The following is a 13,401-nucleotide window of genomic DNA, read 5'->3' as shown; positions in this document are numbered from 1 at the left end:
GCACCCCGCTGACCTGCAGGAACGCCACCGCCTAGAGACACGCCTCCCCGGCGTGCCCAGACGCATTTCCCCAGCTCATCCCCCGAATTCCGCCCTCTATCCGAACCGAATTATGTCGAACGCAGGTGAACGTGGCGAACACGTGGGACAGGGCAGCGCGGACTGCGGCGTCGGGGTCCAGCACGATGGCCTCGGTGGCGTCGTAGACCAGCCCGACGGGCAGCCGGAGGGTGAGCTGGCCGCGGGCGGCCTTGGCCAGGATTCCGCCGCGCAGCCGAGCGCGGATCAGATGCAGTTCCGCCTCCGACATGGCGCCTTTGAGCCCGAGCAGGAGCCGGTCGTTGAACGCGCACGGGTCATAGAGCCCGTCCTCGTCGCAGATCAGGGTGTTGTTGAAGGCGCAGATCTGCAGCAGGCGGTGCCAGTCGGCGTTGTTACGGGCCAGCCGGGAGCATTCCAAGCCCAGCACGATCCCGGCTTTGCCCAGGGAGACCTCGGCGACCAGCCGCTGAAACCCCTCCCGGTCGGCTGCCGAGGCTCCGGAGTGGCCTTGGTCGACGTCGATGACCATGACGTGGTCGGCGGGCCAGCCCAGCGCGATAGCCCGTCCGCGCAGGTCGTACTGGCGGCGGGTGGATTCGGTGTTGTTGGCCACCTGATAGAGGGTGGACTGGCGGACATACAGGTAGGCGTCACGGCGCAGGTGGGCCGCCGTCACCTTGGCGGAATTGTCGCTCATCAGGGCAGGTCCCTTCACCGATCGGGGGTCATCAGGGCAGGGTCAGCGGGCGTGGGCAAGCGTCATCGCGGCCAGTACCGCGACGATCTGGGCGAGGTCGCAGTCGGGCAGGGACGCCGGCGCAGGTAACTGATCACCTCCCTTCGGTGAGCGGGCTGGGGTGGACGGGGTCGAGGTGGACATGGACCACTGCGTCGGCGTCCCTGCGGGACTGGATGCGGCGGCGCCCGATGGTGCCGATCGAGCCGGCGGATCCGGCGGCCTCAGGGAGGTCCACGCGGTGATCCAGCCCGCCATGCCCTGGGTGGCCAGTACGTTCCAGCCCTGCCGCCAGGGCCCGGATCGACCGGCGAGGGCTGCTGTTCGGAGTTGCTCATAGCCGGCCAGGAGCCGTTGCCTGGCGGTATCCCGGCCGATGTCCGCACTATCAGGCGGGTCTGCCCCGGATTCAGCGGCTTCTTTTGGTGCTCCGGTCGGGCTCCTGACCGGAGCGCTTGAGTGCGCGTTCGATCGAACGGGGATGCACCCGCCGACCGAACCGCTCGGCGATGGCGTGGGCGAGATCCGCCGCCCGCAGCGAGGGATCGGCGGCCAGCAGTGCCCGGATGTGCTCCACAACGTCGGGGGTGAGCTTGTGAGCGCCCCTCGGGCCCGGCTTGGCCGGGACCAGCGCCGCCAGCCCGCCCTCGTCCAACGCGGCGGCCGCCTGGTAGAAGGACTGGCGGGAGAACCCGAAGGCCGAGGCGGCGGCGCTGACTCTGGCCCCGTCCTCGCGGGCCGGGCGCACCATCTCGTATTTCACCTGCACCAGGTCGCGGGGGTCGAAGAAGTCCGCCGACAGGAAGGCCTCGTCGGTGACGTCCTGCGGGCGCGGGTTCAACGTCCTGCTCGCGCGCAGCGCCTCGGTCTTCGGGTCGGGCCTGTTCTGCCAGGGCATGCCACCTCCCGGACCATTGCGTCCAGGAGATTATGTTCGTGAGCGTCGCAGATCTCGCGTGACACGCCGTCGGCGGACCCATTTTTGCTGGACAGTCCAGCGAGAGTAGATCGACATGCCTAGTGGCAGCATGGCCACGAGTACTGTGATCGGCATAATCACCATGACACTCACGGCGTAATCCACCTGACACTCGTCGGCGTTGCCGGCAACCGTTCAGCACGCATCTGCTCAACGAGATCGGCGAGCTTCAGCAGGTCGTCCGCGCGGAACGCCGCACGACCGTCGGCCATGACGACGAACGGATCTTCGGCGACGACGTCGGTCCACTCGGCCGGCAATGAGACCAGCTCACCGTGGGTGTCGTAGACATATACCCGATCATCGTTGCCGTAGTTCTTACGGCGCTTGACGAACTCCAGCACCTGATCGAACAGCGGATGGAATCGATGCGTTACCCGGACACGGGCCGGGTATAGCGCATTATCCGCATCACGCGCAGTCGACGGCGAGGTCCAACAACCAGGCCGAGCGCGACCTGCGACCCGCCAAAACCCAGCAGAAGATCTCCGGCAGGCTCCGCTCGGAGAAGACCACCGAGCAGCGCTACGCCGTTCGCGGGTACCTGTCCACCGCGCTCAAGCACGGCCTGGACGTCATGACCGTCCTGCGCGACGCGCTCGTGGGCAACCTCTGGATGCCACCCGATCCAGCCACTGCCTGACTTCGGCAGCAGCACTCCTGCACGCCCCAGGGCGATCACACAGCGCGATCATCAGAACCCGAAATGCGCACAACGTGAATGCTTACCAACGATCAACGATCACAACAGAGTAGGGATGCCTACCTGTGAGCGCTGACTGCTATCTTGGTTTGTCGGCTCCCCATCATCGCCTCGGAGAATAGCCTGTGAATATCGGAAAATCACGCTCGCTGCTGAGAAACCGGAACTTTGCGCTGCTGTGGTCCAGTCAGTCATTATCCCTGCTAGGCGGCCAGATAACCTTTGTAGCCATTCCCATCACCGCCGTGGTGATACTCGGCGCCACGCCGATGGAATCCGGTGTCTAGGCGCCCTCGAACGCATTCCTTTCCTGGTGTTCGGGCTCGGCGTGGGCGTACTGGTGGACCGTATCGCCCGCCGGCCGGTACTCATCGCCGCCGACGCGATACGCGCGCTCGCGCTCGCCTGGATCCCCTTCGCCTTCGTCGCTGGATTCTTGACGATCTGGCAACTCTATGCGGTGGCCTTTGTCGTGGGGACGATGACGGTGTTCTTCGACATCGCCTACCAGTTCTACCTTCCCGGCCTGATGGGGCGGGACCGGCTGATGGAGGCCAACGGCAAGCTCCAGATGTCGGAATCGGTGGCCGAGGTGGGCGGGCCTGGCGTAGCCGGTGCGCTGATCGGCCTGTTCAGCGCCCCCGTTGTGATCATCGTGGACGTCATCAGCTACGTGACATCCACCCTGGCCCTGCTGTGGATGCCCGCCGACAAGCCCTCCACCCCGAGCTCCGGAACTTCCCTCTGGGCTTCCCTGCGCGAAGGGTCACCCAGGTCCTCCGCCGGCCAGTGCTGCGCTGGTGCATTGCCACCACGGTCGTGGCCAACCTGTTCTTCGACGCACTGACGGCCGTGTTCTTCCTGTTTCTCATCCGCGAGATGGGCATCGCGCCGGCGGGCGTCGGGCTCGTCGTCGCCGTTGGGAGCGCGGGGGCGCTGTGCGGTGCTTTCGCCGTGGATCGGCTGACGAGAGTAATGGGCGTCGGCCGCACGCTGGTGCTGTCCACCGTGCTGCCCGGCGTTGGGGACGATCATGCTCGCGGCGGTTCATGGCAACTCGCCGGGGGCGATCGCACTGGCGGCTGCGGCGAACTTCGTTTCTCTAATCGGCTGGCCGATGTTCAACGTGACCGTTATCAGCTTCCGGCAGTCGGTCACTCCCGACCACCTGCTCGGCAGGGTGAACGCGACCATGCGCACCATCGCGTGGTCGGCTCTGGCGCTGGGCGCCTTGCTAGGAGGAGCGCTCGGCTCGTGGCTGGGACTGCGCGAAACCGTGATCGTGGCCGCGATCGGTCTGTTCGTGCCGATGGTGATCTTGTTGACCTCGCCCATCCGGAGGGTGCGCCGCCTGGAGGAAATGGAAAGCGCGGAGACCGCCGCTCAGCCGACCTGACGGACAGTCATGCGGCCAGGCCATGGACGCCTTGATGAGGTTCGCTTCGATCGCGCCGGCCGGAGAGACCGGCCTTGCTGCGCCACAGGGGGATACGTTGAACCAGGAAACAACTGCAGAGGTAGGGACTCCGGTACGCCGACTCCTTATCTTGGGTGATCCGGCTTTCCAATATTCGCTGGTGCCGCGCAAGCAGCTGCCCGTCGTCACGATCGATCTGCCGGCGGACACCGATGGCGGCGATCGGGCTGTCGAGTACCTACGGCCGATCGACACGGCGTCCGCCTCGATCCGCTTGCTTGCAAAGGATTCGGTTCCGATCGAGGTGCCCGTCGACGAGGCGCGACCCACGTGGTGCGGCTGCTCGATGTCGGAATCGTTGAGGACCCACCTCGAGTCGGTGTGGCCGGCGGCCGCGGCCACCGAGCGCATCGAATTCCTGTCGCCGATCATGGTGCTTCGACTCCACGAGTCGCATGAGCAGACGAGGGTGGAAGTGCTCGCCTGCACCCGTCTGCGCGAAGTCGGCGCGGTATTCGCGCGAGTCGCTGAATGCGAGTTTCCGGCGACGGTGACGGCTGACGACGTGGTCACGGTCGCGCTGAAGTCGGCGGGAAACCTGCGCGAGCATGTGGCCGTCGAGAACCAGGTTTTCCGCAATCTCGTTCCCGGCGTCGAGATCGAAAACAAGATAACCCTTCGTGGTGACGTGTCGATCTGGCGCTTGACCTCGGACCTCGCCTCTCAGGTCGGCAGCGCCTCCTTCCCCGGCTTCATTCCGGATGTCGGCAACGAGGTGCAACGCTGGGAGGTCTTCCAGCACACGTTCGAGGTGCTGAGCCCGGCGGCTGAGAGCGGCTACATCGCCTTCCAGGAGCAGCCGTCGGGGGCCTTCCTGCTAAAGCACAAGATTTTCGCCGAGGACACGCTACGGCGCGTCGAGACCTTCCGGCACAACCTCACCGTGCCCGGCAAGGACTTCGCCGCCTTTCTTGAACTCGAGTATCCGCACCTCACCTTCCGGGCCCTGCGCACCTTCAGCCGTACGCGCTTTGACGTCAACCTCGAGTCCAGCGCGACCGGTCATTTCTTCGGCATCGAGATCGACGAGGTGCGCACAGCTGGCGACGAGCACGTCCTGCGGCAGGCCGAGATCGCCTACCATCGCTCACGAATACACGACGGGCTCGACATCACCACCGTTGAACCTGAACTTGAACGCCTGACGAACCTCGTCGACAGCTATCTGGCCCGAAACAACGTGGATCGCGAGCGGACGTTCTATTCGAAGCTCTCGTTCCTGCGTGACATCGAGAGACGGAGTGCGGCCACGTTGCCCACGGACAGCTGATCGGCGAAAAGACACCAGGGAGGTGCGAATCCGTGCGTATTTCGATCATCGGGTTGGCGGGTTGTGGCAAGTCGACATCCGCGGGCCTGATCGAAGAGTTCGCGAAAGAGTTAGGCCTGACGTACGCCACCGTCAAACTCGCCAAACCGTTGTACGACCTGCAGGCCCAGGTTTATCAGGCGGCCCGGGTGAAGGTTCCCGTCGGGGCGCAGGACCAGATTCTGATGGAGTCCCTGGCCGACTCCATGCGCCGCATCAGGCCCGAGTCCCTGGCCGACGACTTCCTGATTCGGTTGGCCTCGACAGACGCCGACATCGTGGTCAACGACGACCTGCGTGATCCTTTCATCGACGCCTTGGCCCTGCGTGCCCATGGATTCCGGGTGCTGCGTGTCACGGCGGCGCCGGAGGTGCGGGAAAAGAGACTGGCCGGCCGCGGCGATACCAGCAGGGCGGACCGGTCGACGAGCGATCTCGACTTGATCGAGCCGGACGTCGTCCTGGACAACAGCGGTCCCCTCGCGGAACACCGCGATGCCTTGCGCCAGATCGTGCGGAGGTGGATGTGATCCTCACCGGCCATGAGATTCACCGGGAAGTCATCGCGGGCCGCGTTCACATCGACGACTTCGAAGCGGAGCGCCTCGAGCCGAACAGCTACGGCTTCCGCCTGGCCCGGGAGATCATCTCCTACGAGACGGACATGATCGACTCTCGGTCGCCGATCGCGTCTCGAACGGTCGTCATGGACGACGACGGGATGGTGCTCACTCCGGGGCGCTTCTACCTCGGCGGCACCATGGAGGCGATGGGGAGCCCGCACTACGCGGCCACCCTCTATGCCTGCCGCTCGGTGTCGACACTCGGCGTCTGGATCCAGTTCTCGGCGCCGCTCGGTCATAGCGGCGCCATTTTCCCGTGGACGCTGGAGATCGCGGTTGCCGCGCCGGTCCGTCTGTTTCCCGGCATGGTCATCGGGAAGCTGGCGTTCTGGGCGATGCAAGGCGGCCCCGTTGGCTATGCGGGCAAATACAGCGGTTCGGCCTCGGCCGTCCCGTCGCGACTGAGCCTGGACATGGTGTCGCCCGCAGTCCAGGCTCTGCCGCAGGGGGGTGGGTCTCGGGGCCACCAGTCGTGGCCATGAGTCATTTAAAACGTGGTCTTCATGCCTGAATCTGTGATCGACGGGGGTCAATCATCATGCTCGAATGGCGTCAAGCTAATCCTAAGGTACTCGAATCTTGGTACGAGAAGTCGGGAGTGCGCGGGAGCTCGCGCCGAATGATTTCTGGTGACGACGACATTCTCAAAGATTTCTTTCCCCGGCATCTGGTGACACACCTGGCACATCCTGCCGTTGCTGAGACCGACGAAGTGCTCAAGCGATATCTTCTGGCCCAGCACCTGTATCAATGGCTGAACTTCACGAAGGCGTTCGAGGTGGGAGTCGTCTGCCGGGCGACCAAACTGATCGCCGAACAGGACTGCGGCATCGAGGTGCCGAGCCGCGTGCGCATGGACGCCTACAAAATCCTCGTCGACGAGAGCTACCACGCTCTCTACAGCGACGACGCCGTCGAGCAGATCCAAACGCGCTCCGGCATCGAGGCCTTGCCCTATGACTTCCAGCCCTTCCTCGCCAACCTCGACCGAATCGCCGCCGACTATCCGCACCATCGTCGGCTGGTCCAGCTGGTTCAGGTCTTCGTCTTCGAGACGCTCATCACCGGGCTGCTCGTCGACATCCCGAAGGATCCGAACGTGGTTTCGCTAGTCCGGGAGATCGCCCGCGATCACGCGATAGACGAGGGTCGGCATCATGTCTACTTCGCCGACTTCTTCGGCCGCTTGTGGGGCCAGCTCGAACCTGGCGACCGACGGGTGGTCGCGGCCCTCCTGCCCGACATCATCGTCAAGTCGTTGCAGCCGGCGACGAGATCCGCCTCGTCCGCACTCCAGGAGATCGGGTTTTCGCCCGACGCCGTTCGTTCGATCATCGCCGAGTCGTACGACCAGGAGTCGGTTACGGCCGGCATCCGGTCCGCGGCCGAGCGGACCATCGGGATTCTCGAGGGTTACGGCGTGCTGGACCAGCCGGGAGCCCGGGAAGGCTTCGCTGAGTCGGGGCTCTTGTCTCTCTGATCTCTCACCAGCAACGCAAGTCGATCGACAGTACGCGATGGGAGCCCGTTGTATGTCACAGCCTCCTGAGGACCGGCAACTCGTCGTGCTCGGCGCGAGTGGGCAGATCGCAGCCGTCGCGAGGCGCCTCGGTTGCCGGCTCGTCCACGTCCAGAAACCAGGGAGTCCCCTCGAGCAGTTCATCGAGCCGGACTCCGTACGGTCGACCTATTACACGGCCGACTACACCGCGGACTCCTTCTCCAGCTTCGTGGAGCAGGTTCTCCGGCCGCTGGCGCCCGACGCCGTCGTCAGCGTGCGCGAGGACGGGCTTGGCCCCGCGGCCCTAGCCAATGCCCGCCTCGGACTCGCCGGAACCCCGCCGGAAGTGGTGGAGACGCTGCGTGACAAGGCGAAAATGCGAGCGTTGCTGCAGGGCAAGGCGCCGCACCTCACGGTCCGGGCGTCCACCCCAGCGAGCCTCGACGAGGCCGTCGACACCTTCCTCGGCTGGGGTGGCCGGCTGGCGATTCTCAAACCCCGCGCGAGTTCCGGCAGCCGGGGCGTCGTGCTCGTGGAGAGCGTCGACGATCTTCTGGCGCAGGGCGATCCCTCCGGCCGGATGCTGGAGGAATATCTCCCCGGCCAGGAATACAGCGCCGAGAGTTTCAGCGTCGGCAGCGTACACCGCATTGCCGCGCTGGTCGAAAAGCACACCGGCCCGTCGTTCGTCGAGATGGCGCACGTGGTGCCCGCACCCTCGCTGGGCCTCTCCGCGTCGTCGGCCATTCAGGAGCAACTGATCGAGTTCCTTGACGCCGTGGGTCTGACGGACGGGCCGGCCCACACCGAGTTCAAGGTGATCGACGGTGGGATCCGCATCATCGAGTCACACAACCGCATCGGCGGCGACGGGATCCCACACCTCGTTCGCCTCGTGACCGGGATAGACCTTCAGCGCTGGAGCATGGGGTGGCCGCTCGGCCTCGGCGGCCCCGAACCTCAGGATCGCCCGGCTGCGGCTGCCGCCGCAATCGCCTTCGCCACCGCGCCGGAGGGTGTGGTGCAGTCGGTCGCACTTCCGAGGCTGGAAGTCGCGGACGCGACGGTTGAGGATGTGCGGTCGTTCGTGAAACCGGGCGATGATGTCGCCGCCTTGACGAGTTCGTCCGCGCGCGTGGGCAGCGGGAGTGTTTCCGGAGCCGATGCCTCGCGGGTCCTCGCCGCCGCGCTCACGCTGGCCGCGGGCATAGACGTGGTCAGCCGGCCAGCCGGAGCCCGAGGGTGAGAAAGCCGCTGTTGATCATCAGCCGGGATCCTCACCACACCCTCTTCGACGGCGCGCGATGCCTGCTGCCGCTTGCCGAGGTCGAGCCGCATCTGGTGACCAATCCGTGGCTGGTGGAGGGCGTGGATTCCAGCGACTTCCGCCATACCACCGTGTGCGACTTCGTCGATGACGACCGGGTGGAGCAGACCTGCGACTGGATCGTCGAGGCGAATGGGATTCGCGGCATCGTCGCGTTGCACGAAAAGATGGTCATCATGGCCGCACGGCTGCGGACCGCCCACAGGCTGCCCGGCCTCCAACTGGACACCGCGCTGCTCTTCCGGGACAAGGTCCGGATGAAGAGGGCGGTTCGAGCTCACGGCGTGACCGTCCCCGACTTCCGGGCCCTCGACGGCGAAGGCGAACTGGGGGCGGTCGACTGGAGCCGGGGCTGCCACGTCATCAAGCCGCGCCGCGGAGTCGGCTCGAACCAGATACACATCGTCGACTCGCTGGCGACCGCGCGCGAGGTCTGGCGCCGGATCGGCGCGCCGGCCGGCGCGTACGAGATCGAGGAATTCATCGCCGGAGACATGTTCCACTGCGAAGGGATAGTCCAGGACGGGCGCGTGTTTCACACCAGTGTCGGGCAATACCATGCCCGTCCGGGCGACGTCGCTCCCGGCGCGATGGCGGGGAGTTATCTCTTGCCCGACGGAAAACTGGCCCAGCGGATCGCCGACATGCACGAACGCGTCGTGGGTGCCCTCGGCTTCGGGTCGGGCGTGACTCATCTCGAGGTCTTCCACACGCCGCAGGACAGGCTGGTGTTCTGCGAGATCGCGGCGCGCCCCGGTGGTGGCGGCATCGACCGCATGGTCCTGCGCCGGCACGGTGTGCACCTGCGGGAGGCGGCGATTCGGATCGAGGCCGGCCTGCCGCCGGCGGTTGCCCACCCGCCGGTGTCAGCAGGTGACCAGACGGTGTGGGGCCGGGTCGGCATCTATCCCCATGGCCGAGCGCCGGCCGAGCTCACCGCACACGAGTGCGGCGAGCTCGGCGTCGCGGAGTACGAGTACCGCCCGGCCGCCGGTGGCAACGACGGCCTTCCACGCCACAGCGCGGACTACGCGCACCGGTTCATCCTGAGTGGCAGTAGCCCGGCTGATTTCATGGCGAAGGCCGCCCGCCTCAGGGCAGCCGCTGAACGCTGGCGTCGCTGATGATGACCTCGCCATCGCCGACGAACCCGGGCACCGCGACAGCGGGAACACCGGACTCTCGCAGCAGGATGGCCAGGTGGCCCAGGGCGGAACCCTGCTCGAAGACGAAGCCCGCAACGTGTCCGATGAGGACCGACAGGGCGGCATAGGGTAGTCGCGCGTGAATGATCGGGCGCTCCGGCAGGGACAGGACCTTGTCCAGAATCCTGGCCATGCCATCACGGGCCGCCGCGCTAGTGGAGGCGTCGATGCTGATCGCCGGGCCGATCGACATCCTACTCAGCAGCTCATCCTCCTCCAGCCGGAGCAGCGGCCCGCGCGCGGTGCCGGGCGAGATCAGCACCGCACCCTCCGAGGACACCACAAGCTCATCGGTGCCGAGCACCGAGTAGTCGACGAAATAGGGCCGCCCAGCGCTGAGAACCCATTCCAGCGTGACCGGGCCGTGCTTGGCATACATCGCACCGGTCAACCTCGCAAGGGTGTGCAAGTGCGGGAGCAGCGGTTCGGCCCCGACAGCGGCGGTCAGGTTTCCGGGCTCGTCGAACGGCCGCTCCAGGTCGGCGATGACGATCGTCTCGCCGCCCGCGGTGCCGCGGTTCAGCGCCATGAGTCCATCGGCGGTGAACTCCACCACGAGACCGGCACCGGATTTGCGGGAGATCACCCCCAGCTCACCCCGGAGGTAGTCGCGAATGATGACCGCACGCAACTCGGCGTCCCCGGACCGCGCCCCGGCCAGTTCAGCCAGGCACGGCAGCACGTCCTGCTTGGGCAGCACGATCTGCCGCAGTTGGTCGCCGAGGTCCAGCACGCATTCGGAGGCGACACCCGTCCGCAGCACGTCCTGCAGGCCGGCGACGGTCGCCTCGTCATGCAGGCCCCGCCCGTTGAACTGAATCGCCCAGGCCGATCCGGTGCCGGCGCCGTGGGCGGCGGCCAGGCGGTAGGCGGAGCTGCGCTTGGCGACGTACCTGCCGTACAGCCGCGCGACGTCACCGAGATGGAACGTCGGCGGTACCTCCTCCACGTACATCGGAACGGCCTGTCCCACCGGTTCGGTCGCGGCGCGCGGCCGATCGATGGTCGCGGTGAGCGGGCGCACCTGGATCAAATGAACACCGCTGTCGTCGGCCGCCCACTCGACGTCGACGTGGTGACCGCGCCTGTCCCGCAACGCCCGCGCGACCGCCACCACCTCCGCCAGCGGGGAATCAGGGGTGGCCGCGACCTCGTCCGAGGTGGTCCTGACCGGTACGACGACACCCGCAACAAACTGATCGGCGAGGCCCTCGACGTGTTCGATGACGACCCGCTCCGGATCGGCCGCCTCCAGCCCGGTGAACGCGACACCCGCGAGAGTTGGCTGCACCATGGCCTGCACGATGACGGCGAGCCTCGGTGAGGCGTCGTAGTTGTCCGCGCGCAGACGTGCGGCGACGCCGGGGGCGTCGTAGTAGGACGCCCAGCACTGCTCGATGGCCGCGACGATCCCGGCGAATGTGGACACGTTCAGCACGCTGTGATGCACGCCCGCGAGGCTGCTGGCGTCGGCGTCCTCGTCCAGTCCCGACGACCTGACGGCGACGCGGAGATCGGCCCGATCGCCGAAGATCTCCGTCAGCCGCGCCCGAAGCAGGGAGCGTGCCGACTCCGGGAAGCGGATCTGTGCACCGATGCTCTGAATCCGCGCCAGCGATTCGGTGTAGAACGCACCGACGGTCGCGCGAAGGTCGGCGAACGCATCGGCCAGAGCGGCGGTCTGCTCGGGGGACACGGCGCCGGCGAACTCCCCTGCGGGGATACAGAACGCGGGCGGCACGGAGAATTCACGGCTGCTCGCGGCGAGAGCGGCGAACTTCGGGCCCACCTCAGCGACGGAGACACTCGCCCCGAGACCCGGGAAACGCTGTCTCGCGAATTGTTTGTCGTAGTCGATGTAGATGTCGCTGGACCGCGGCCCGGTCGCGCCCTGATACTTTCCGTGGTACAGGTCGACGTCACCCTGCGGTTTCCACCACATCATCTGGCCTATGTTGAGGCCGGCATAGACCCGGATCCGGTTCAGCGTGTAGAGCTGTAAGGTCCATTGCCCCTTGTAGCCGATGTCGCCCAGGCTGGCGGACAGGTTGATGAACATTCCGAGGCGCGCCACGGATGACCTGGCGGCGAAGGTCGGCGCGTAGTGGTCGCTGCCGAGGACCTCGATGGTGTGGGCGAGATAGAGCTTTCCGGGTTCGAGCACGTAGCCGTCGTCCGGAATCTCGATCTCGATGAACTCGTTAGGAGTTCGAGGGCTCAGCGTCTCGCCCGAGTAGACCCGCAACGTCTTGCCCAGCCTGAAGTTGTAGCTGTTCGGATTCACCTGCTCAGGTGTGAACGGCTCGATGGTGATCCGACCCTGGGCCCATTCCTTCTCGATCTCACTACCGGTCAGAATCACAACAGTTTCCCCCATGGTGAAGTCCGGCGTGCGGCCCCCGCGTTCGCTGGCCAGCACGCTACTGAATGCCCGGTTCCGGTGCCCTTCGCGTCGCTGTCATGCGGTCACTCGGCGATGCTACGAAAATGGCTTGTCAATTCACCGTTCTCCACGACGTGGAACACCACGCCGGGTACGTCATCGCGGTCGAAAGTGTTCGCCCACGCCAACTGGTCGGTCGTGGTCCACGGTAGGCGGGTGGTGGAGAAGATGCCCGGCGCTGCAATCAATGGAAGGCCGGCGAACGTCCCCGCGGCGGCGGCGTGCGCGTGTCCACAGAAAACGGCTCGCGCGGTGGACGACCCCCGGAGCACTGCGGCCAGATCGTCGGGGTTACGGAGCCGAATGCCGTCCAGGAGCGGGTTGTTCAGCCGAATCGGATGATGGTGGAGGCCGACGAAGACCGGCTCCTCGGAGTCGGCGAGAACCCCTTTCAGCCAGTCGAGGGTCTCCGGCGCGAGCAGGCCGTCGTCCTCTCCGGGAATGGTGGAGTCACAGAGAGCGAACAGCAAGCCGCCAGCACGCTTCAGCTGATTGATAGGCGCTGAGCCATCGCTGTCGAGCAAGATCTCACGATATGCCGCCCGATCGTCGTGATTGCCGGGCAACAGCAGGACGGGGACGTCGGCCACCAGCTCGGCTTTTACCTGGTTATATTCCTTGACGTCGCCGTGGTCGGCCAGATCGCCGGTGACCAGGATCACGTCGACATTGCAGCCGCGCAGATAAGTCATAGCCCGCCGAACACGGCTCAACGCACGTTCACTGCCGTCAAAGTGGGTGTCGCTTATATGTGCGATTATCGTCATACAGTGTATCCTGCCATCGTCGCTTGTGGACGTAAAGGGACGGTGGACGATTCCCGGGTGGATAATATACAGCCCGGCGGCTACAGGGTCCGGCGTTGTTCATCTATGTCCCAATGCCGTTAACTTTGATGATCTTTGCTGATCAGGCGGCCTGAGCGAGGTTGTGAACGCTGCTGTCCGGGGTGGTGATGGTGTGGATGGCCGCGTCGGGCGGAGTTTCGGGGTGGGCGGGCTGCCGTGCTTCGAGGAGCCAGAGGGTGATCTTCGTGCGGGGTGGGAGGGGCTTCTT

13 protein-coding genes and 1 pseudogene are annotated in these 13,401 nt (G+C 65.8%); 8 read left to right on the top strand and 6 right to left on the bottom strand.

Annotated features, from left to right (window positions below):
- Window positions 1–31: 31 nt before the first annotated feature.
- The 4 genes and pseudogenes from ITP53_RS47815 to ITP53_RS47800 all read right to left on the bottom strand — a co-directional run.
- A complete protein-coding gene (locus ITP53_RS47815) occupies window positions 32–739 on the bottom strand; it encodes a recombinase family protein (RefSeq protein ID WP_207757456.1) in 708 nt (235 codons plus the stop codon).
- Window positions 740–872: 133 nt separating this feature from the next.
- Window positions 873–1,016 (bottom strand): hypothetical protein, encoded by a 144-nt coding sequence (locus ITP53_RS47810; protein ID WP_195902122.1) that lies wholly within the window; start codon window positions 1,014–1,016, stop codon window positions 873–875.
- Window positions 1,017–1,187: 171 nt separating this feature from the next.
- Window positions 1,188–1,676, bottom strand: coding sequence for a helix-turn-helix domain-containing protein (locus tag ITP53_RS47805; RefSeq protein WP_195902121.1), 489 nt, complete (start codon window positions 1,674–1,676; stop codon window positions 1,188–1,190).
- A 170-nt stretch (window positions 1,677–1,846) separates the two neighbouring features.
- A pseudogene (locus ITP53_RS47800) lies at window positions 1,847–2,122 on the bottom strand (DUF5372 family protein); the annotation flags it as partial.
- 651 nt (window positions 2,123–2,773) lie between these two features.
- Between ITP53_RS47800 and ITP53_RS56595 the strand changes: the two are divergent.
- From ITP53_RS56595 to ITP53_RS47765, 8 genes are all read left to right on the top strand, one after another.
- A complete protein-coding gene (locus tag ITP53_RS56595) occupies window positions 2,774–3,307 on the top strand; it encodes an MFS transporter (RefSeq protein WP_207757454.1) in 534 nt (177 codons plus the stop codon).
- Between the two features lie 186 nt (window positions 3,308–3,493).
- Window positions 3,494–3,856, top strand: a complete 363-nt coding sequence (locus ITP53_RS56590) for an MFS transporter (RefSeq protein WP_207757453.1) — start codon at window positions 3,494–3,496, stop codon at window positions 3,854–3,856.
- A gap of 181 nt (window positions 3,857–4,037) precedes the next feature.
- Window positions 4,038–5,207: a hypothetical protein gene (locus tag ITP53_RS47790; protein ID WP_195902120.1), complete on the top strand. Its 1,170-nt coding sequence runs from the start codon at window positions 4,038–4,040 to the stop codon at window positions 5,205–5,207.
- A 32-nt stretch (window positions 5,208–5,239) separates the two neighbouring features.
- Entirely contained in the window at window positions 5,240–5,776 is a 537-nt protein-coding gene (locus ITP53_RS47785) for a DEAD/DEAH box helicase family protein (RefSeq protein ID WP_195902119.1), read from the top strand.
- Window positions 5,767–6,351, top strand: a complete 585-nt coding sequence (locus tag ITP53_RS47780; RefSeq protein ID WP_207757452.1) for a dCTP deaminase — start codon at window positions 5,767–5,769, stop codon at window positions 6,349–6,351. Before ITP53_RS47785 ends, ITP53_RS47780 begins: the two co-directional genes overlap by 10 nt.
- Window positions 6,352–6,488: 137 nt before the next feature.
- Window positions 6,489–7,349: a diiron oxygenase gene (locus tag ITP53_RS47775; RefSeq protein WP_195902118.1), complete on the top strand. Its 861-nt coding sequence runs from the start codon at window positions 6,489–6,491 to the stop codon at window positions 7,347–7,349.
- Window positions 7,350–7,401: 52 nt separating this feature from the next.
- On the top strand, window positions 7,402–8,616 hold the full coding sequence (locus ITP53_RS47770; RefSeq protein ID WP_195902117.1) for an ATP-grasp domain-containing protein: 1,215 nt from the start codon (window positions 7,402–7,404) through the stop codon (window positions 8,614–8,616).
- On the top strand, window positions 8,613–9,821 hold the full coding sequence (locus tag ITP53_RS47765; protein ID WP_195902116.1) for an ATP-grasp domain-containing protein: 1,209 nt from the start codon (window positions 8,613–8,615) through the stop codon (window positions 9,819–9,821). The genes ITP53_RS47770 and ITP53_RS47765 overlap by 4 nt, the downstream gene beginning before the upstream one ends.
- Here the strand turns inward: ITP53_RS47765 and ITP53_RS47760 are convergent.
- Together ITP53_RS47760 and ITP53_RS47755 are read right to left on the bottom strand one after the other, a co-directional pair.
- A complete protein-coding gene (locus tag ITP53_RS47760) occupies window positions 9,790–12,264 on the bottom strand; it encodes a dCTP deaminase domain-containing protein (RefSeq protein ID WP_195902115.1) in 2,475 nt (824 codons plus the stop codon). The genes ITP53_RS47765 and ITP53_RS47760 overlap by 32 nt on opposite strands.
- Before the next feature lie 104 nt (window positions 12,265–12,368).
- Complete coding sequence (locus ITP53_RS47755) at window positions 12,369–13,112, bottom strand: metallophosphoesterase (RefSeq protein ID WP_195902114.1); 744 nt, start codon at window positions 13,110–13,112, stop codon at window positions 12,369–12,371.
- Window positions 13,113–13,401: the final 289 nt, after the last annotated feature.

Origin of the sequence: Nonomuraea cypriaca (genome assembly GCF_015645445.1) — a bacterium.
Classification (GTDB): Bacteria; Actinomycetota; Actinomycetes; order Streptosporangiales; family Streptosporangiaceae; genus Nonomuraea; species Nonomuraea cypriaca.
Note: the sequence above shows the minus strand (reverse complement) of the source record. Positions and strands in the feature narration are given on the sequence as shown.

Excerpts from the sequence above, each read along its gene's own strand:
- ITP53_RS47815 (WP_207757456.1), bottom strand. The coding sequence starts at position 739 with ATGAGCGACAATTCCGCCAAGGTGACGGCGGCCCACCTGCGCCGTGAC.
- ITP53_RS47805 (WP_195902121.1), bottom strand. The coding sequence starts at position 1,676 with ATGCCCTGGCAGAACAGGCCCGACCCGAAGACCGAGGCGCTGCGCGCG.
- ITP53_RS56590 (WP_207757453.1), top strand. The coding sequence starts at position 3,494 with ATGCTCGCGGCGGTTCATGGCAACTCGCCGGGGGCGATCGCACTGGCG.
- ITP53_RS47775 (WP_195902118.1), top strand. The coding sequence starts at position 6,489 with ATGATTTCTGGTGACGACGACATTCTCAAAGATTTCTTTCCCCGGCAT.
- ITP53_RS47770 (WP_195902117.1), top strand. The coding sequence starts at position 7,402 with ATGTCACAGCCTCCTGAGGACCGGCAACTCGTCGTGCTCGGCGCGAGT.
- ITP53_RS47755 (WP_195902114.1), bottom strand. The coding sequence starts at position 13,112 with ATGACGATAATCGCACATATAAGCGACACCCACTTTGACGGCAGTGAA.